The organism is Kineococcus sp. GCM10028916, assembly GCF_042674865.1.
Taxonomy (GTDB): domain Bacteria; phylum Actinomycetota; class Actinomycetes; order Actinomycetales; family Kineococcaceae; genus Kineococcus.
This window is the reverse complement of the sequence record NZ_JBHTFM010000003.1, coordinates 109,656-127,845: the sequence shown is the minus strand read 5'-3', so window position 1 is coordinate 127,845 and position 18,190 is coordinate 109,656. Positions and strand designations below refer to the sequence as shown.

The following is an 18,190-nucleotide window of genomic DNA, read 5'->3' as shown; positions in this document are numbered from 1 at the left end:
GCCGTGCTGACACTGCTGATCGTCCACGCTGTCGCCGCGGTCCTCGCTGTGCCCCTGGTGCGGTGGCTGGACCGGCGCGCGTTCGCCCTGCTCGCCCTCGCCCCGACCGCCACGACCGTCTGGGCCGCCGTCCAGGGCCCCGCCGTCCTGGCCGGGAACGGCCCGGAACTGCTCGTCCCGTGGGTCCCCTCGCTGGACGCCGAACTCGCGTTCCGCCTCGACCCGCTGTCCTGGGTCCTGGTCCTGCTCGTCGGCGGCGTGGGCGCGCTCGTGCTGTTCTACTGCGGCAGCTACTTCCACCGCGACGACCCCGGGACCGCGCGGTTCGCGGCGGTCCTGACCGCGTTCACCGGCGCCATGACCGGCCTCGTCCTGGCCGACGACCTGGTGCAGCTGTACGTGTTCTGGGAACTCACGACGGTGTTCTCGTACCTGCTCATCGGCTACGACTCGCACAAGAAGGCGGCGCGGCGCGCCGCCACCCAGGCCCTCGTCGTGACGACGCTGGGCGGGCTCGCGATGCTCGTCGGGTTGATCGTGCTGGGCCAGAGCGCGGGCACCTACCGGATGTCGGAACTGCTGGCGGACTTCCCGACGGGAACGGCCGCGACGGTCGCCGTCGTGCTCGTGCTCGTCGGTGCGGTCTCGAAGTCCGCCCTGGTCCCGTTCCACTTCTGGCTGCCCGCCGCGATGGCCGCCCCGACCCCCGTCAGCGCGTACCTGCACGCCGCCGCGATGGTGAAGGCCGGCGTCTACCTCGTCGCGCGGTTCGCCCCCGCCGCAGCGGTTCTCCCCGCCTGGCAGACCACCGTCATCGGACTCGGCCTGGCCACGATGCTCGTCGGCGGGTACCGCTCGCTGCGCCAGCACGACGTGAAGCTGCTGCTGGCCTTCGGCACCGTCTCCCAGCTGGGGTTCCTCGTCGTGCTCGTCGGGGCCGGTACGCAGGCCGCCGCGAGCGCGGGGATCGCCCTGCTCGTCGCCCACGCGACGTTCAAGGCCGCGCTGTTCCTCGTCGTCGGGATCGTCGACCACCAGACCGGCACCCGCGACCTGCGCGAACTCTCCGGGCTCGGACGGCGGATGCCGCTGCTCGCGGTCGTCGGGACGATCGCGGCGGCGTCGATGGCCGGGTTGCCGATCACCGCGGGGTTCGTGGCGAAGGAGGCCGCGTACACGGCGTTCACGCACGACCGGCCGTGGATCCTCGCCGTGCTGGTCCTGGGGTCCGTGCTCACCGCGGCGTACTCGGCGCGGTTCGTGTGGGGCACGTTCTGCCGCAAACCCGGGGTCCCCGACTCGACCGCCGCGCGGCCCTCGGCCGGGCTGATCGCCGCACCGCTGGTCCTCGCCGCCGTGACGTTGCTGATGGGACCGCTCGCGAGGTTCCTCGACCGCCCCGCCGCGCTCGTCGCGCACGAGAACTCCGGGGAGGAGGCCGAGCACCTCGCGCTCTGGCACGGGTTCACGCCCACCCTGGGGCTGACCGTGCTGACGTTCGCGCTGGCCGCCGCGCTGTTCCTGGGGCGTTCCGCGGTGGAGCGGTTCCAGGCCCGGATGCCCCACCCCGTCGGAGCGGACCGCGCGTACCGGCGCAGCGTCCACGCCGTCGACCGCGTCGCCGTCGAGGTCACCGGCGCGACCCAGCGTGGTTCGCTGCCGATCTACCTGGCCTCGATCCTGCTGGTCGTCGTGATCGTGCCGGGCGGGGCGCTGTTCTGGAACCGGCCGTGGCCGGCGGACGTCGTGCTCGCCGACAACGCCGGGCAGGTGCTCGTCGGGATCGTCGTCGTCACCGCCGCCGTCCTCACCGTCCGGGCCCGCCGCCGGCTGCGGGCGGTCATGCTCGCCGGGGTCACCGGCTACGGCGTCACGCTGCTGTTCGTCCTGCACGCCGGCCCGGACCTCGCCCTCACCCAGGCGCTGGCCGAGACGATCACCCTCGTCGTGTTCGTCCTCGCGCTGCGCCGGCTCCCCCCGTTCTTCTCCTCCCGGCCGCTGGTCGGGACGCGCTGGGTGCGGATCGCGATCGGGATCGCCGTCGGGACCTGCACGTCCTGCTTCGCCCTCGTCGCCTCCGGGGCGCGGGTCGCGACCCCCACGTCGCTGCGGCTGCCCGAGTTCGCCTACGCCTACGGCGGCGGGAAGAACGTCGTCAACGTGACCCTCGTCGACGCCCGCGCCTGGGACACCATGGGTGAGATCTCGGTGCTGCTCGTCGCGGCGACCGGCGTCGCGAGCCTGGTGTTCCGCCGCCGGATGGGCTCGATCGACCGGGCCCTCGCCGCGCACTACGAGGAAGCCCCCGAGGCGCCTCAGCGCAGCCGGCTCGCGAACTGGCTCCCGGCCGGCAGCACCGTCTCGCCGGAACGCCGGTCGGTGGTCTTCGAGGTCGTCACCCGGCTGACGTTCCACGCGATCGTCGTGCTGTCGCTCTACCTCGTGTTCTCCGGGCACAACGCCCCCGGCGGGGGTTTCGCCGGCGGGCTCGTGGCGGGGCTCGCGCTCGTCGTCCGCTACCTCGCGGGGGGTCGCTACGAGTTCAACACCGCGGTCCCGATCAACGCGGGCTGGCTGCTGGGCTGCGGGTTGTTCCTGTCGGCCGGCACCGGCCTCGTCGGGATCCTGCTCGGCGGGAACGTCCTGCAGACCGCGATCATCCAGTTCGACGTCGCCGTCCTCGGCCACGTGAAGCTCGTGACGTCCGTGTTCTTCGACGTCGGGGTCTACCTGCTCGTCATCGGCCTCGTCGTCGACGTCATCCGCAGCCTGGGCGCCGAGATCGACCGCCAGATCGAGGAGGAGGTCTCCGCGTGAGCCCCAACCTGACGCTGATCGTCATCTCCGGGGTGCTCGTCGCCAGCGGCGTCTCGCTGCTGCTGGAACGCACGCTGACCCGCGTCCTCATCGGGGTCGTCCTGCTCGGCAACGGCATCAACGTGCTCTACCTGGTGGCCAGCGGCCGACCCGGCCGCGCGCCGATCCTCGGCGGGGGCACCACGGCGGAGAACATGAGCGACCCGCTGCCGCAGGCGATGGTCCTGACCGCGATCGTCATCACCCTCGGGATGGTCGCGTTCGTCCTCGCGCTCGCCTACCGGAGCTGGCAGATCGACGGCCACGACGAGGTCCAGGACGACGTCGAGGACCGCCGCATCGTGCGGCGGGCGGAACTCGACGAGACGTCCGGCAGCTACGACGACGACACCCACGAGACCAGCGAGGACGAGGGAGAGGGGGTTTCGAGATGACCGACCTGGCGACCGAGTGGCCGCGCGTCCTGCTGCCCCTGCCCGTGGTGCTGCCGCTGTTCGCGGCGGGCCTCACGCTGGCCCTCGCACGCAGACCGCGGGCGCAGCGCACCATCAGCGTCACCGCGCTGAGCATCGTCGTGATCGCCTCGATCACCATGCTGGTCCTCACCGACCGCGGGACGGGCACCTACTCCATCGACGTCGGGGGCTGGCCCGCCCGCCTCGGGATCCCGCTGGTCGCCGACCGGTTGTCGACCCTCATGCTCGTCGTGAGTTCCGTCGTCACCCTCGCCGTCCTCGTGTACTCCCTCGCGCAGGGTGTCGCCGACGGCGAGGAGGGGACACCCGTCTCGATCTACCACCCGACGTACCTGGTGCTCTCGGCCGGGGTGTCGAACGCGTTCCTGTCCGGGGACCTGTTCAACCTCTACGTGGGGTTCGAGATCCTGCTGGCGGCCAGCTACATCCTGCTGACCCTGGGCGGGACGAAGGCCCGGGTCCGGGCCGGGACGACCTACGTCGTCGTCAGCCTGTTGTCGTCGATGGTGTTCCTCACCGCGATCGCGCTGGTCTACATGGCGACCGGCACCGTGAACATGGCCGAACTCTCCGTCCGGCTGCAGGAGATCGACCCCGACGTGCGTCTCGTGCTGCACCTGCTGCTGCTCGTCGGTTTCGGCATCAAGGCCGCGGTGTTCCCGCTCTCGGCCTGGCTGCCCGACTCCTACCCGACGGCGCCCGCGCCGGTCACCGCGGTGTTCGCCGGGTTGCTGACGAAAGTCGGCGTCTACGCGATCATCCGGACCGAGACGCTGCTGTTCCCCGGCAGCGAGGCGAACACCCTGCTGCTGTGGGTGGCGCTGGCGACGATGGTCGTCGGGATCCTCGGCGCGGTCGCGCAGAACGACGTGAAACGTCTGCTGTCGTTCACGCTCGTCAGCCACATCGGGTACATGGTGTTCGGGATCGCGCTGGGGACGACGGCCGGGTTGTCCGGTGCGGTGTTCTACGTCGCCCACCACATCACCGTGCAGACGACGCTGTTCCTCGTGACGGGTCTCGTCGAACGCCACTCCGGCAGCACGTCCCTGGACTCCCTCGGGGCCCTGGCGCAGAAGGCCCCGCTGCTGGCCGTCCTGTTCTTCGTCCCGGCGATGAACCTCGCGGGGATCCCGCCGTTCTCGGGGTTCCTCGGGAAGCTCGGTCTGCTGCAGGCCGGCGTCGACGTCGGGACCCCGCTGGCCTACGGGCTGGTCGCGGGGGGCGTGGTCACGAGCCTGCTGACGCTGTACGCGATCGCCAAGGTGTGGAACCGGGCGTTCTGGCAGGAACCCCTGGTCGATCCGGAGGACAACCCGGACGACGCCGGGAACACCGGTCTGGCGACGGCCACCGAGGTCGGGGTCCGCACGCCGGTCGGGATGCTGGTGCCGACCGCGGCGCTCGTCCTCGTCGGGGTGGGGATCACGTTCGTCGCAGGTCCGTTGTTCGGGATCAGCGACCGCGCGGCGCGCGACCTGCTGGACCGCACGCCCTACACGTCCACCGTCCTGCACGACCGGGTCCCGGAGGTCGCCGAGTGAGCGCGACAGTGATCTCGCTGCGCGAACGCGTCAGCCTGCCGATCCTGGTGTGGCTGGTCGTCCTGTGGTTGCTGCTGTGGGGTGACGTGTCGTGGGCGAACGTGATCTCGGGAACCCTGCTCGGATTGCTCGTCACGATCGTCCTGCCGTTGCCGCGGGTGCGGTTCGGGATGCGCGTCCGCCCGCTGCGGATCGTCGCGCTGTTCGCCCGGTTCCTGGTCGACCTGGTCGCGGCGAGCGGTCAGGTCGCGTGGCTCGCGGTCCGGCCGGGCCGCCAGCCGCGGAACTCCGTGGTGCGCGTCCCGCTGCACAGCGGCTCCGACCTGTTCGTCGCCATGACCGCGGAACTCGTGTCGCTGGTCCCGGGGAGCGTCGTCGTCGAGATCGGGGCCCCGTCGGCCCGGGGCGGGCAGGGGTCCATCTACATCCACGCGCTGGGCGTCACCGGCGAGGAGGGCCGGGAACGCATCCGCCGCGAGGTCCTGCTCACCGAGCGCCGCATCATGACGACGTTCGCCGAACCCGCGGCCTACGCCGAGTACCTGGAGCGCTGCCGCGCGGACGGTTCGGCCGCCCTGTGCGAGAGGAGTCCGCGATGACCGTCGTCGTCGGAGCGTGCCTGGCGATGCTGACGATCGCGGCCCTGCTCGCGCTGCTGCGGGTCGCGAAGGGTCCGACGATGCTGGACCGGGTCGTCGCCCTGGACGTCCTCGTCGCGATCGTCGTCATCGCGCTGTGCGTCGAGGCCGCGGCGAACCGGCACGCGACGACGTTGCCGGTCATCGTCGTCCTCGCGCTGGTGGGCTTCGTGGGATCGGTCAGCGTGGCGCGCTACGCGTCGAAGGAATCTCCGGAAGAGAGGGGTGAACGGTGAACTGGTCGCTGATCGCCGATGTGGTCTCCGCGGTGTGCCTGCTCCTCGGGTGCCTGCTCACGTTGCTCGCCGCGATCGGGTTGCTGCGGTTGTCCGACGTCCTGGCCCGGATGCACACGACCGCGAAACCCCAGGTGCTCGGGGTGCTGCTGGCGCTGACCGGGGTCGGGCTGCAGCTGCGGCAGGGGACCGACGTCGCGACGCTCGTCGCGATCGGCGCGTTCCAGCTGCTGACCGTGCCGGTCGCGGCGCACATGGTGGGGCGCGCGGCGTACCGGACGGGTCAGGTCGACCCGGCGATGCTCGACCGGGACGAGCTCGCCGAACGGTTGGCGGAGGAGGAACGCTCACCGTCCTGAGGAACTGCCGTCCCGGGCGAACCGGTGGGCCGAGCCCCCCTGGTGCGGTCACCGAACCCTGACGTAGCGTCACAGTCGAGGCCCACGGCGACAGGGATCGACCAGTGACCGGTGACCGGTGACCACCAGTTCCCCCGGCTGTCGCGCACCGAGGCCCGGCTGCTGGAACTCGTCGCCGACGGACGCGCCCTCACCACCGCCGGCGCGGAACTCGCCCTGTCCCCACCGTGAGCTCCACCGTCGTCGACCTGCGGGAACGCTTCGGCGTCGCCAGCACGGCGGCCGTCGTGGCGGCCGCCCGGGACGCCGGGATGCTGCCGGGCGGGTAGCCCGCACGCACCCTCACAGCAGCGGCGCGAGCAGCTCCCGGACCGGGCCGACGTGCCGCACCAGACCCAGCAGGGTCAACGCCGGGAAGACGAGGTACTGCAGCAGCGGTTCCGGACCGCGCCCCGCGTCGAAGAGCCGCAGGCCGACCGTCCGCTTGCGTCCGCGGAGCCACGTCGTGAAGGGCAGCGGGACACCGTCGGTGGTCAACGCGTCACCCGCGATGTGGACGACGATCCCACCCGCCACCGCGACGGGCAGCCAGGGCAGCACCACCCCCTGCGCGGTGAGCCACCACGCACCCAGCCCCGAGATCAGCAGGTTCCCGAGCGCGGTCTTCTCGGCGTTGCCCGGGACGAGCTGCGCGACGGCGTGCAGCGCCAGCCCGATCGCGAGCGCCAGCACCACCAGGGCGGACCAGCGGTGGTCCGCGGCGACGGCGGCGAGGATCCCGAAGACGAGGGGCGCGACGATCACGTCGTGGGTGCCGCCGCGGTGGCGGACGGCGAGCGCCCCGATCGCACGGGAGAGCAGCCTCGTCGGTGGTCCCCACATGGAGCCCGCGGTGGAGCCCTTCTGGTCGAGGTCGGGCAGGTAGGCGAACCCGCCCCAGCCCACGACCCAGGCGAGTTGCTCGAGGGGGGCGTCGACGCCGACGTGCGTCGCGAGGCCGAGGGTGAGAGCCCCTGCCGCCAACCCGCTGGCGGCGTGCGCCGGGCCCATCACGTGCGTCCAACCTCCAAGATCAGCTGGGGTCAGCCTACCGACGGTGCGTCGAGATCCTTACCGAGCGTGCAGGTCCGGGGGTGTCGAGGCAGTTCTGCAGGACCGTGACGTGGCGCCGGGGAGGTCGTGCGCCAGGTCGTTCTCGGTACCTGACGGGCTCGGCGCGGGGCACCACGTGCTTGACGACGTCGACCAACGCACTGGCTCACGCACCCGACTGGACATCGCCCGACCTGCCGCTCACGGCGAGAAGCGAACGATCACGAACGCCCACCTCGGCCCACTGGTAGCACCGCTGCAGGACCCACCCGTCAACCCTGCCGAGCCTTGCGGTGGTGCATGAGGGCGACGAGCCCACCCGCGGCCGCAGCGCCCAGACAAGCCCACGAGACCACCCGCGACGCCAGAGAACCGATGACCGGCTCCGACAACCCGGCGGCGATCGCCGCCAGCACGAGGACCACGAGTGCGGCAACCCTGTTGCGAGTCGAGGAGCTCGAGGATGCGGTGGGAGCGTTGCGGGTCATCGTGTCCTCCGTCGGCAGTGGTGATCCGTGCTCCGACCTTCTCATCCGAGCCCGCCCCAGCATCGTGAACGGCAACCCGACTGTCGGGCGGACTTGGCACGCCACACCCCTGAGACACGTCACGGTCGCCGCAGACCGGGGCGCGCCGGCGACTTCACGGTCATCCCGCGGTGCGAGTGATCGTTTGCCTGTCAAGTCCTCGTACCGGGAGACGTGCGTGGCCGCCTCGACCGCTCAGGAGCGGATGAGCGTGGAGGTCAGGGTCGCCTCCAGGTGTCGCTGCGCAGCACCGACGGTCAGTCTCCCCAGTCGCACGCTGTCGGCCGCACCGACCAGCAACCACGTCAGCATCGTCAGCACCCACTCCGGATCCACCTCGACGCGGAAGTCCCCGCTCTCCTGACCCCGCCGGACCAGCTGTCGCAGCGACTCCTCCGTCGTCGCGGTCCGCGCCAGCAGCGCGGCTTCCACGTTCTCCTGCAGCGGCTGCAGACCCAACAGGCCCACGACCGCGGACAACCGACCAAGCGCCTGCACCACCCGCTGCAACGCCTCCGGAGGGCTCCCCTCCTCGGGGGCGGCGTCCTGCACCGAGCTGACGAAAGCCTCCGCCGCCGTACGGCACAGCTCGGCCACCAACGCAGCACGAGAGGGAAAGCGGCGAAACAGCGTCGCCCGGCTCACCCCCGCCGCCTGGGCCAGCTCCTGCATGGACGCTGCCGGCGCCAGCGCGAGGTGCCGGGCGGCTGCTGCCGCCACCGGGTCACCGAAGACCACCACGGTCGAATCGGTGACCGAGCCTGGACGGGATGCGGTGGCGGGCATGACGGCATCGTACTCACGTGAGACGTCAGCGTCTCATGTGAGTTACCGTCGCCACCATGCTGACGACCGGACTGCTGTGGGCGATCGCCGGGCTCGCGGCCCTGGACTCCCTCAACCCCGCCACCGTCGCCGGGGTCACCCTGATCCTGCTCGCGCCCCTGCGTCGTCCGGCGCTCACCGCCCTGGCCTACGTGACCGGCGCCTACGTGATCGTCCTGACCGTGGGCTCAGGGCTCTTCCTCGGCAGCGCCACCCTCGGCGACACCGTTGCCGGTGCCGCTACCTGGGTCCGTCGCGGCGCCCTGCTGTTGGCTGCCCTCGTCCTGCTCGTCACAGCCCTGCGGCGGCTGAGGACCCGCACCCGGGCCGCGGTCGTCCTGCCCACCTGGTTCGGGCCGTGGACCGCCGCCCCCCTCGGCGTCCTGGTCACCGGGGCCGACCTCCCCAACGCCTTCCCCTACCTGATCGCGATCGAGCGCCTCAACGCCGCCGACGTTCCCACCGGCACCGGCCTGCTCGTGCTCGCCGGGTACAGCCTCGTGTACTGCCTGCCCTGCCTGCTCCTGCTGATCGCCGGCATCACCTGGCGCCGCCAGATCACCGTTCGCCTGCAACGGGTCTACGACCGTCTCGGCGGTGAACGGGTACAACTGCGGTCCGTGCCGGCCACCCTGGGGCTGCTGCTCGCGTCCGCCGTGGTCGGGGTTCTGGCGCTCACCCTCTGACTCGTGCGGCACGCCCCTGCGCCTGTTTTGGTTGACTCTGGGGTTTGTGGGGATCCTCAGGCCGCGTGAGCGGCTTGGATAGCATCCGTGCGATGCGGTGAATGATCACCAGCCCGCAGATCGGTGGTCACACCGATTACCTCGACGACCCGGGTGTGTGGGAGCTGCTCGAGCTGGCCCTGACCGACCAGATGGCCATGGGCCACTGAGTCGGTTCCTCGGGGAGGGGCCGGACCGTTACTGAGCTGTTGTACGAGCGGATGATCTCGCTGCGGTCCTGCCCCTTGGGTAAAGCTCTTTCGCCCGCAGCGGAGCAAGAAACAGCCCCAGACACGACCTGCCACAGGGGACGAGTCACCGAGCGCCGTGCTGAGGTCCTCCAGCGCCGCGAAGTGCACCGGGGTCGCATACCTGGCGCTACCACCCCGACCCAGACCGACTTGATCGTCAGCCAGGTCGTCCGTGAGCTGGCTCTCGATCGACTCACGCCGTGGTCGGCGCACCAAGAACAGAGAGCAGTTCCAGCTTCTCGTGATCCTCCGTCCCCGGGACCGCGGTGTACACCAGCAGCAGGTGCGACTGCTGCGGGTCCAGCAACGTCTGGCAGTGCAGCTGGATCTGACCCACCAACGGGTGCACGAAACGTTTGACGTCATCGGGGCGGACACCGACCTCGTGCAGCTCCCACAACGCCCGCAGTTCCTCGGAGTTCGCCAGAGCCAGATCGGCCAACTCAGCCGCCCGGGACCCGGGACCACGACGGGTGACGACCTCACGCAGGTGCGAGGCGTACAACCGCGACAAGAACGCGTGATCCTCCGGTGCGTACCACGCACGGGTCGCAGCGTCAGTGAACCAGCGGTAACCCAGGCTGCGCGCAGGGCCGCTCCATCGGGTGGCGTCACCGGTCAGCGCGACACCCATCGGCGTCTGACGCAAGGTCACCCCCAGTTCGGTGACGATCTCAGCGGGGGTGTCTTCCAACCGGTCCAGGATCCGCAGCAGTCCGGGACTGACGTGCTCGCTGAGGGCACCGCGCACCGGTGGCTCATGCCCGGCCAGGCGGAACAGGTGGTCACGCTCATCCAGACCCAGGTGCAGCCCCTGGGCGATGGAAGCGATCATCTGCACCGACGGTTGGGGCCCGCGCTCACGCTCGAGCCGGGCGTAGTAGTCCGTGGACATGTGCGCCAGGGCGGCGACCTCCTCACGTCGCAGCCCGGCGGTACGGCGCCGCTGCCCCCGGGGCAGACCGACGTCCTGGGGTTGCAGGGCCTCGCGCCGGTGGCGCAGGAACTGCGCCAACCCCGTCCTGTCGATGTCCATGGTCCCCCTCGCGCTGTGGTGCCCCCCTTCCTACCGGCTGCGGTCACACCCAGCCACGACCTGCCGATCCCCCTCTCACCGCACTCAACCTCTCACCGCACTCAACGCCGGCGGCCACCTCACCGTCGAGCTGGACCAGGCCGTTGGGGCGGATCGGCAGGCCCTGGATACGGCCGCGGACCTGGCTGAGGCTGGTCTCACCACCCCGACCCAGGAGGATCAGTGACCCAGCGCGCCACTACCGGAGCCGAGCCTCGCGAGCACACCGACCCCTGGCACCGGAGCACTGACCACCCAGTGTCGGCCAGTCCCAGCGCCGCCACCCGGCATCTGCTGGGCCTGCAGGAAGCGCCAGAACGGTCCCTGACCCGTACAACGGTGGACGGGACCCTGCAGCGACTGGGGGGACCGCTCGGGCTGGCCTGCGCCGCAGCGCCCACGATCGCCTTCGTGATCATCGAGGCCGTCGCCGGCCTCACCCCGGCCCTCATCGGCCTGACGGTCACCGCGATGACGGCCTGCGCGATCCGCCTGGCTCGACGGGAGTCTCCCGGAGCCGCGGTCGCGGGGCTGGTCGTGGCGGCGGTGTGCGCCGGGGTCGCCGCGGTGACCGGGGAAGCTCGGGACTTCTTCCTCCCGGCGATGGTGGTGCCAGTGCTGTTCGTCCTGGCCTACAGCGGGTCACTGCTCGCCCGGCGCCCGTTGATGGGCCTGATCGTCAACCCACTCTCCGGCGGACCGCGCCGCTGGCACACCCACCGCGGGCTGCGGCGGCTGTACACCGCCAGCACGCTGGTGGGCCTGGGACTGGCCGGGCTCACCCTGTCCGCCCGCATCCTCCTCTACCTCGCCGACCAGCCCGCAGCACTGGCGGTGGTGCAGGTCGTTTCCACCACCAGCTTCGCCGTGCACTTCGCCCTCACGCTGGTCCTGGCCCGCCGCAGCGCGGGCGCACCGGTTCAGGCCATCACCGCCACCTAGCCGCCCGCCACCCGCCCACTCCTCCTCGACACTCACCCGACACTGACCCGGCACCCCCCTATGACGTGCTCGCGAAGATCTCGACCCGGATCACCAACGAGGTGCCACTGTCCATCGCGTCAGTGCGTCCGACTTTCCTGAATCCCCGCCGCCGCAGTCCTCCACCCTTCAGGAGAACGTCATGTCCCGCACTCCCCAGTTGTCCTTGCCCGATCTGTCCGGGCGCCGTGCTCTGGTCACCGGAGCCAGTGACGGCATCGGCTTCGGCATCGCCGCCCGCCTCGCCGGCGCCGGCGCCGAGGTGTTGCTGCCCGTGCGCAACCGCGCCAAGGGCGAAGCCGCCCTGGCCCGCATCCGCGAACAGCACCCCTCGTCCAACGTCACCCTGCATGACCTGGACCTGTCCTCACTGCAATCGGTCGCCGCCCTCGGACACCGCCTGCAGTCGGAAGGAAATCCGATCCACCTGCTCATCAACAACGCCGGCGTCATGACCCCGCCCCAGCGTCAGACCACGACCGACGGGCTGGAGCTGCAGCTGGGCACCAACCACCTCGGCCACGTCGCCCTGGTCGCCCACCTGCTGCCCCTGCTGCGCGGCGGCCGGGCCCGGATCACCTCCCAGATCAGCGTGGCCGCCCGCACCGGCGCGGTGAACTGGGCGGACATCAACTGGGAGAACAACTATCACGGTATGCACGCCTACAGATCCTCAAAGATCGCGTTCGGGCTGTTCGGCCTCGAACTGGACCGCCGCAGCCGCGCCGAAGGGTGGGGAATCACGAGCAACCTGTCGCATCCCGGGGTCGCGCCGACCAGCCTGCTCGCCGCTCGCCCTGAACTGCAGCGCGAACGCAACACCCCCCAGATCGCCGTCATCCGCAGGCTCTCGCGCGCAGGGATCCTCGTCGGGACCGTCGAGAGCGCTCAGCTGCCGGCGCTCTACGCCGCGACTGCACCGCAGGCTCAGGGTGGACGGCTCTACGGACCCACCGGGTTCGGGAACCTCGGAGGCGGTCCCGGTGAGCAGCCGCTGTATCGCCCGCTGCGGGATGAGGCTGAGGCTGACCGTGTCTGGACCGTGTCTCAGACCCTGGCCGGGGTGTCACTCACGACGACGACGACAACGGCACGAGGCTGAGACCCAACCCACACCCTCGCGTCATCTTGGCCTTGTCTCCCCACAGCGCGTGGAACGGTTGCATGTTCGCCAGCGCACGCCACCTTGCACCCGGCCCCATCCGTCTACCGTCAGACGCTGACCTTCATCGAAGGTACTAGTCCCCGCACGGATCGAAAGGACAGTCGTGATGAACAAGCACGAGAACACCTGGGCCACCTACCAGGCAGCCTGGCGAGATTTCGCTGCCGACGAACGTCACCACCTACTGACTCAGAGCGTGGCCGCTGAAGGTCATCACCTCGATTCTCGGGGAGAGGCCCACGGCGTGGACGAACTTGCGAACTACATCACGGCGTTCCGGACATCGGCGCCAGGCTCGATCTTCAAGGACTACCGTTACCTGGAGCACCATGACCAGGCCATAGCGAACTGGACCCTGAACGGTTCGGACGGCTTGTTGCTCACCAAGGGTGCGAGCCACGCTCGATCCGGTGGTGGCGTCGAGCTCACCGAGATCGCCGGTTTCTTCCTCGCCTGAGGCGGTCGTAGACGACCTGCTTCCCTCTCCCGGCAGGTCCTAGTGATCTTCGACTAGGACAGGTTGCATGAGACAAGCCGCTCCGACTGCAGCGACCAGATCTCCTGCCGCCAGGCAAAGAGGCTCCGCGGATGGGCGGCCGCTGCGCTCTGGTGTGGCCTACGTTCCCTGGAGGGGAATAGCTGGACTCAAGCCACAGAGATCTTACCTGCACCCGGTGCCCCTCGCCGCCGGTGAGACCTCGCGCTGACGGTGGCGATGACCGCGTCGAAACCCTGGGCGCGGGTGAGGACAGGGTGGACACGGGTCAGGCGTGCAGGTCGACGCCGGCGAAGTTCTCAGCCAGGTCCGTCCGCGCGGCACGGCTGCGCGCCAACCACCGCAACTGCGAGAGCTGCAACTGGGCCTGGAAGGGATCCTCCGCGCTGTGCAGCATGCTCGTCATCCACCACGCGAAGTGCGTCGCCCGCCACACCCGCGCCAACGCCCGCTGCGAATACGTCCCGGCCGACTCCGGGTCGTCCTTGCGCACCAGGCCCACCAGCGCCGGGGCCAGCAACGCCACGTCAGCCACCGCGAGGTTCAAACCCTTCGCCCCGGTGGGGGGCAGGATGTGTGCAGCATCCCCGGCCAGGAACAACCGCCCGGACCGCATCGGGGTCTGCACCAGGCTGCGCATCGCCAGCACCGACTTCTCCGTGATGGGACCGCTGATCAGCTCGAACTCGCGCCGACCCGAGCCCAGGCGCGTCGACAGCGTGCTCCAGATCCGGTCATCGGACCACTCCGCCACGTCGGTGCCGGCGGGCACCTGCAGGTAGAGACGACTCACCGAGGGTGAACGCATCGAGTGCATCGCGAAACCGTCGGGGTGCCAGGCGTAGCGGACGTGGTCGGTGGAGGGAGCGACCTGGGCGAGCACACCCAGCCAGGAGTGGGGGTAGCTGCGCTCGAAACGCGTCCGGTCCTCTTCCGGCACCGCCGAGCGGCTAGGCCCGAAGGACCCGTCGCAGCCGGCGATGACAGCCGCGTCGAGGCGAGCGGGGTTGCCGTCGGCGTCGGTGTAGGTCACACAGGGGTGCACGGTGTCGATGTCGTGGATCTGGGTGTCGGACACCTCGTAGACGACCTGCTGTCCGCGGCGGTGCGCGGCGGTGATGAGGTCCTTCTGCACCTCGCCCTGGCCGTAGACGACGGTGCTGCGTCCGGTGAGTTCCTCGAAGTCGATGAACACGTCGTCCTCGGGCCAGGTCAGGTAGATGCCTTGGTGCTGGCCCCCTTCACGGGCCAGACGATCTCCCAGTCCGGCGTTCGTCAGCACGTCGATGGTGGACTGTTCCAGGACCCCGGCCCGGATGCGGGCGGCGACGTGAGCTTCGGAGCGGGTTTCCAACACCACGGATTCCACCCCGTCGCCGGCGAGCAGGTGGGAGAGCAGCATGCCGGCGGGGCCGGCGCCGATGATGGCGACCTCTGTGCGCATGGGGTCACCGTCGCAGTCCGGTGAGTGCGCCGTCTGCGTTTCGATGGATGCTTCATCGAACTATCACCCGCTCGGGCGATCGCCCTGGACGCGCTTGCACCACGTCCGCACCACGCCCGCACAGCGCCCGTTGAGGAAGCTTCACAATGATGACCACCTCACGTTCAGCACCTTCGTACCGTCACTTCGCTGTCAACACCCGCGCCCGCCTACTGCTCGTCGGTGCCCCGGCTCCCCGGCTCCCCGGCTCCCCGGCTCCCCGGCTCCCGCGATGGCAGAACGCGGTTACGACTTGATCATCAACGTCACGTCGTCCACAACAACGTCGCCCTTCTCGGGCCGCGCCGCGCACGGGCCTTCAAGGCCGCACTCGAAGCCTTCACCAGATCCTCTGACCCCCGAATCCACCGAATCCACCGCCAGGGCTGCGACCCAGGCTGTGACTGCGGCCGAGTCACTGATCCCGGAGCGTTCACACGCAGATCAGCTGCGGACGATGCCGCGGATCCCGCCTCCGACCAGCGTGGCCACATCCACCATCACCTTCGGCAAGACCAGCCCGCCCGGGGTGGCGACGTAACAGGTCCGCCACCGGGGCTGGAAACCCTGCTTGAACGCGCGAAGGCCCTTGAAGTTGTAGAACCGCTCACCGTGGGTCCACAACAGGTGCCCGACCCGATCCCACGCGGAGGGCGCAACGTCGCTCCGCAAACCCGACAGAGGCGCTACCCCCAGACTGAAGGACGAGAAGCCCTGCTCCTTGGCCCACAGGATGCACTCGATGAACAGGTACGTCATGACGGTGCGGGGCCCATCGGGCAGGCGGCGCATGAGGTCGACCTGCACCTGCTGACCATCGCCGTCGATCCACAAGGTGGCGAAGGCGATGATCTGCTCTTCCTGACGCACCACGACCAACGGGAAGCGGGCGACGTAGTCCTCGTCGAAGGCCCCCAGGGAGAACCGCTTCTCCTTGCCGTTGCGGTGGGTGAGCCAGGCGTCGGAGACCTCACGCAGAGCGGGCAGCAGCGGCGTGACGTCTTGCACCGCGACGAAGTCGACGCTCAATCCGAGGCGTTGAGACTTGTTGCGGCAATTGCGCAGCCCCATCCGGGCCTTGCCCGCGAGGGTGAACTCATCGAGCACGATCACGGCTTCCTCCCCGAGCTTGGCCAGGCTCAGCCCGCAGTCGCGGTAGAGGTCGGTGTGCTCGCTCGAGACGTTGTAGAAGACCGGCCGGCCCCCGTGGGAATCGACCTCCGCCACGAAGCTCGCGACGAGGTCACCGACATCGTCTGGGTCCCCGACGGGGTCCCCCATGACCACCCAGCTGCGACCCTCGACCTGGTACATGAGGAAGGACGTAGCGCTCGGGTTGAAGTGGAAACGCTTGTCCCCGGTGAAGGCCAGGTGCGAGGTGCAGCGCCCGGACTGGGCGACGATACCGGCCACCTTGGCCATCTCGACCTCACACCGAACCTGCGGGTCGGGGATCACCGCCCGGGCGATCCGACGGCCACCGATGAGGACTCCCACCGCGCCCACGACCATGGCCACCCGGTCCGCACCCGAGGCGCCGCCGGAGACCGACGCCGCCCACAAAGGCGCGTTGACCACCCCGCACAAGCCGCTGAACTCGTACCACCAGACGGCCACCCCGATCAGCACGGCTGCGGTGATCGACCAGGACGGGTTGCGCGGGCGGGCCAAGAGCACGCCGCGGTAGAAGGTGGAGCCGGCGAGCACCAGCAACAGGGCCAGCCCAGCGGTCACCGCAGCCAGCACCAGGTCAGCGTGGGCGGTAGCGACTCCCGTGACCCCCGTGAGCAGTGCGAGAGCAGCCACCCAGGCGCGCTTCAGGCGGTGGTGCAGACCCTGGGCCGTGAACAGGGCCCCCAACCCGGCCAGACTGATGGTCATGGCCGACACGTCCAGTTCCCCGGGGCCCGGAAGGTCACCCACCAGGAGCATGAACACGCCCGCACCGGCCATCACCAGCGCCAGCACCGACGACGTGGGGACAGACGGAAGGCGGGCCAGAGACCTCGGGCCGGCAGGCATCGCCGACGCCGACGCCGACGCCGTTGCCACCGCGCTGCGCCGGGCCTCGTGCACGACGAGGAGCACGGCGGCGAGAAGCAACGGCAGCACGAAGTAGCACAGTCGGTAGGCCACCAGCGCCACCGCGAGCGCGCCGGGTGAGGTGCTCGATGCGATGAGCAGCACCAGCGTCGATTCGAAGACGCCCAACCCACCGGGCACGTTGCTCACCAGCCCGGCGACGGTCGCGATCGCGAAGGCCACGGCGAAGGCCAGGAACGGGAGCCGCCCTTCCCCGGGCAGCAGGACGTAGAGGGCCGCGGCCATGGCCAGCCACTCGAGCGTCGAGAGCAGGACTTGAGCCACCGCCAGGCGGGGAGCGGGGCGATCCACACGCCAGCCGCGCCAGCCGATGGAGCGCCCGAAGCGGGACCAGAGCAGGTAGGCCAGCACCGAGACCAGCAGCAGCGACCCGAGGCCGGTGATCACCGCGTCGGGCAGGTGCAGGGCTTGCCCGACCCGGGCCGGGTCGAGCAGCATTCCGCTACCCGCCAAGACCGTGACACCCAGCGTCAGGGTCACCAGGTTGAAGCCGATGATCGCGGTGATGGCCGCCCGGGGAACCTGCCAGCTGGAGTAGACACGGGCCCGCAACGCCGCCCCCACCACCGCAGAGGCGCCCAGGTTGTTGCCGAAGGCGGTGGCGACGAAGGAGGCGAGGCCGTAGCAGCGGTAGGGCAAGGGGTGCTTGACGTAGCGCAGGGCCAAGGCGTCGTAGCCGGTCATGGCCAGGTACGAAACCGCGGTCGCGGCGAGAGCGGCGAGCACTGCACCCGCGCCCAGCGCCACCAGGTCCTCGTCCAACTGCGCCACGTCGTAGTGGCGAAGTGCCCGGCGCAGCAGCATCGCGGCGGCGGCGAGCAGGCCCAGCACGAGCAGGGGGGCGAGCAGGCGGCGCGCCGCGAGGGTCCGAGGCCGGAGCAAGGGCGGGGAACTCACCGACCAGCAGTCGGCACCGCGACTCTTCTCCTGAAGGAGGGCGGGGTGTGGACCCGGCACGAACTACTCGAACCACGCGCCCGCAGCGCCCGCAGCGCCCGCAGCGCCCGCAGCGCCGTCGAAGTCCGCCTCGAGGGCTCCCGCGTCGGCCAACTCATCCCCATGATGAGCGAAGAACTCTTCCCCGCCATCCGCCACCTGCACACCGCCGAGCTGGCCACCGCCGCCCGAGCTCTCCAACACGGCGACGAAGCCGCCGCCGAACTCACCCTCCACACCATCCGTGCCAACGCGTTGAGCAACGAACGGTTTCGCCAGCTCGCACGTTGAGGCTTGGTGAGTGGCAGTTCTCCGCAGCTCCTGCGAGCTGGCCGGAACGGAACGGTGGGTGGCGCCGCTGGTCAGTCCCCCGCACCGCGCCACTCATCCAGCTCACCTGACCAGCACTTGTGACACTGAATGACTTCTCGTGGTCGGGATCGAGAGTCCGCTCGTCTGTC

17 protein-coding genes are annotated in these 18,190 nt (G+C 70.2%); 11 read left to right on the top strand and 6 right to left on the bottom strand.

Going from position 1 to position 18,190, the window contains the following annotated elements; all coding sequences use genetic code 11:
• Positions 1–3: 3 nt before the first annotated feature.
• From ACFQ46_RS02985 to mnhG, 6 genes are read left to right on the top strand one after another with little or no spacing between them, the layout of a single operon-like run.
• Positions 4–2,817 (top strand): Na+/H+ antiporter subunit A, encoded by a 2,814-nt coding sequence (locus tag ACFQ46_RS02985; RefSeq protein ID WP_380257057.1) that lies wholly within the window; start codon positions 4–6, stop codon positions 2,815–2,817.
• Positions 2,814–3,251, top strand: coding sequence for a Na(+)/H(+) antiporter subunit C (locus tag ACFQ46_RS02980; protein ID WP_328293844.1), 438 nt, complete (start codon positions 2,814–2,816; stop codon positions 3,249–3,251). The genes ACFQ46_RS02985 and ACFQ46_RS02980 overlap by 4 nt, the downstream gene beginning before the upstream one ends.
• Complete coding sequence (locus ACFQ46_RS02975) at positions 3,248–4,837, top strand: Na+/H+ antiporter subunit D (protein WP_380257055.1); 1,590 nt, start codon at positions 3,248–3,250, stop codon at positions 4,835–4,837. Before ACFQ46_RS02980 ends, ACFQ46_RS02975 begins: the two co-directional genes overlap by 4 nt.
• Complete coding sequence (locus ACFQ46_RS02970; protein ID WP_380257053.1) at positions 4,834–5,436, top strand: Na+/H+ antiporter subunit E; 603 nt, start codon at positions 4,834–4,836, stop codon at positions 5,434–5,436. Before ACFQ46_RS02975 ends, ACFQ46_RS02970 begins: the two co-directional genes overlap by 4 nt.
• Positions 5,433–5,711, top strand: a complete 279-nt coding sequence (locus tag ACFQ46_RS02965) for a monovalent cation/H+ antiporter complex subunit F (protein WP_328293841.1) — start codon at positions 5,433–5,435, stop codon at positions 5,709–5,711. Before ACFQ46_RS02970 ends, ACFQ46_RS02965 begins: the two co-directional genes overlap by 4 nt.
• Positions 5,708–6,070 (top strand): monovalent cation/H(+) antiporter subunit G, encoded by a 363-nt coding sequence (gene mnhG, locus ACFQ46_RS02960; RefSeq protein ID WP_380257051.1) that lies wholly within the window; start codon positions 5,708–5,710, stop codon positions 6,068–6,070. The genes ACFQ46_RS02965 and mnhG overlap by 4 nt, the downstream gene beginning before the upstream one ends.
• 342 nt (positions 6,071–6,412) lie before the next feature.
• Here mnhG and ACFQ46_RS02955 read toward each other — a convergent pair whose 3' ends face one another.
• From ACFQ46_RS02955 to ACFQ46_RS02945, 3 genes are all read right to left on the bottom strand, one after another.
• Positions 6,413–7,120: a metal-dependent hydrolase gene (locus ACFQ46_RS02955; protein WP_380257049.1), complete on the bottom strand. Its 708-nt coding sequence runs from the start codon at positions 7,118–7,120 to the stop codon at positions 6,413–6,415.
• A 314-nt stretch (positions 7,121–7,434) separates the two neighbouring features.
• Positions 7,435–7,587, bottom strand: coding sequence for a hypothetical protein (locus tag ACFQ46_RS02950; protein ID WP_380257047.1), 153 nt, complete (start codon positions 7,585–7,587; stop codon positions 7,435–7,437).
• A gap of 297 nt (positions 7,588–7,884) precedes the next feature.
• On the bottom strand, positions 7,885–8,475 hold the full coding sequence (locus ACFQ46_RS02945; RefSeq protein ID WP_380257045.1) for a TetR/AcrR family transcriptional regulator: 591 nt from the start codon (positions 8,473–8,475) through the stop codon (positions 7,885–7,887).
• A 56-nt stretch (positions 8,476–8,531) separates the two neighbouring features.
• Here ACFQ46_RS02945 and ACFQ46_RS02940 point away from each other — a divergent pair, with 56 nt between their 5' ends.
• The gene (locus ACFQ46_RS02940; protein WP_380257043.1) at positions 8,532–9,200 is read left to right on the top strand and encodes a GAP family protein; all 669 of its coding nucleotides are present in this window, start codon (positions 8,532–8,534) and stop codon (positions 9,198–9,200) included.
• Between the two features lie 483 nt (positions 9,201–9,683).
• Here the strand turns inward: ACFQ46_RS02940 and ACFQ46_RS02935 are convergent, their stop codons facing one another.
• On the bottom strand, positions 9,684–10,526 hold the full coding sequence (locus ACFQ46_RS02935) for a helix-turn-helix transcriptional regulator (protein ID WP_380257041.1): 843 nt from the start codon (positions 10,524–10,526) through the stop codon (positions 9,684–9,686).
• Positions 10,527–10,904: 378 nt separating this feature from the next.
• On the opposite strand from ACFQ46_RS02935, the gene ACFQ46_RS02930 reads away from it, so the two are divergent.
• From ACFQ46_RS02930 to ACFQ46_RS02920, 3 genes are all read left to right on the top strand, one after another.
• Positions 10,905–11,507 carry a DUF3159 domain-containing protein gene (locus tag ACFQ46_RS02930; protein ID WP_380257039.1) on the top strand — a complete coding sequence of 201 codons (603 nt, stop codon included), beginning with the start codon at positions 10,905–10,907 and terminating at the stop codon, positions 11,505–11,507.
• A 181-nt stretch (positions 11,508–11,688) separates the two neighbouring features.
• Positions 11,689–12,648 (top strand): SDR family oxidoreductase, encoded by a 960-nt coding sequence (locus tag ACFQ46_RS02925; RefSeq protein ID WP_380257038.1) that lies wholly within the window; start codon positions 11,689–11,691, stop codon positions 12,646–12,648.
• Between the two features lie 169 nt (positions 12,649–12,817).
• On the top strand, positions 12,818–13,168 hold the full coding sequence (locus tag ACFQ46_RS02920; protein ID WP_380257036.1) for a hypothetical protein: 351 nt from the start codon (positions 12,818–12,820) through the stop codon (positions 13,166–13,168).
• A 307-nt stretch (positions 13,169–13,475) separates the two neighbouring features.
• Here the strand turns inward: ACFQ46_RS02920 and ACFQ46_RS02915 are convergent, their stop codons facing one another.
• Together ACFQ46_RS02915 and mprF are read right to left on the bottom strand one after the other, a co-directional pair.
• Positions 13,476–14,651, bottom strand: a complete 1,176-nt coding sequence (locus tag ACFQ46_RS02915; RefSeq protein WP_380257034.1) for a 4-hydroxybenzoate 3-monooxygenase — start codon at positions 14,649–14,651, stop codon at positions 13,476–13,478.
• A 483-nt stretch (positions 14,652–15,134) separates the two neighbouring features.
• Positions 15,135–17,690 carry a bifunctional lysylphosphatidylglycerol flippase/synthetase MprF gene (mprF, locus tag ACFQ46_RS02910; protein ID WP_380257032.1) on the bottom strand — a complete coding sequence of 852 codons (2,556 nt, stop codon included), beginning with the start codon at positions 17,688–17,690 and terminating at the stop codon, positions 15,135–15,137.
• 45 nt (positions 17,691–17,735) lie between these two features.
• Between mprF and ACFQ46_RS02905 the strand changes: the two genes are divergently transcribed.
• Complete coding sequence (locus ACFQ46_RS02905) at positions 17,736–18,020, top strand: hypothetical protein (RefSeq protein ID WP_380257030.1); 285 nt, start codon at positions 17,736–17,738, stop codon at positions 18,018–18,020.
• Positions 18,021–18,190 lie beyond the last annotated feature (170 nt).

Excerpts from the sequence above, each read along its gene's own strand:
- ACFQ46_RS02935 (WP_380257041.1), bottom strand. The coding sequence starts at position 10,526 with ATGGACATCGACAGGACGGGGTTGGCGCAGTTCCTGCGCCACCGGCGC.
- ACFQ46_RS02975 (WP_380257055.1), top strand. The coding sequence starts at position 3,248 with ATGACCGACCTGGCGACCGAGTGGCCGCGCGTCCTGCTGCCCCTGCCC.
- ACFQ46_RS02945 (WP_380257045.1), bottom strand. The coding sequence starts at position 8,475 with ATGCCCGCCACCGCATCCCGTCCAGGCTCGGTCACCGATTCGACCGTG.
- ACFQ46_RS02965 (WP_328293841.1), top strand. The coding sequence starts at position 5,433 with ATGACCGTCGTCGTCGGAGCGTGCCTGGCGATGCTGACGATCGCGGCC.
- ACFQ46_RS02955 (WP_380257049.1), bottom strand. The coding sequence starts at position 7,120 with ATGGGCCCGGCGCACGCCGCCAGCGGGTTGGCGGCAGGGGCTCTCACC.
- ACFQ46_RS02940 (WP_380257043.1), top strand. The coding sequence starts at position 8,532 with ATGCTGACGACCGGACTGCTGTGGGCGATCGCCGGGCTCGCGGCCCTG.
- ACFQ46_RS02915 (WP_380257034.1), bottom strand. The coding sequence starts at position 14,651 with ATGCGCACAGAGGTCGCCATCATCGGCGCCGGCCCCGCCGGCATGCTG.
- ACFQ46_RS02925 (WP_380257038.1), top strand. The coding sequence starts at position 11,689 with ATGTCCCGCACTCCCCAGTTGTCCTTGCCCGATCTGTCCGGGCGCCGT.
- ACFQ46_RS02920 (WP_380257036.1), top strand. The coding sequence starts at position 12,818 with ATGAACAAGCACGAGAACACCTGGGCCACCTACCAGGCAGCCTGGCGA.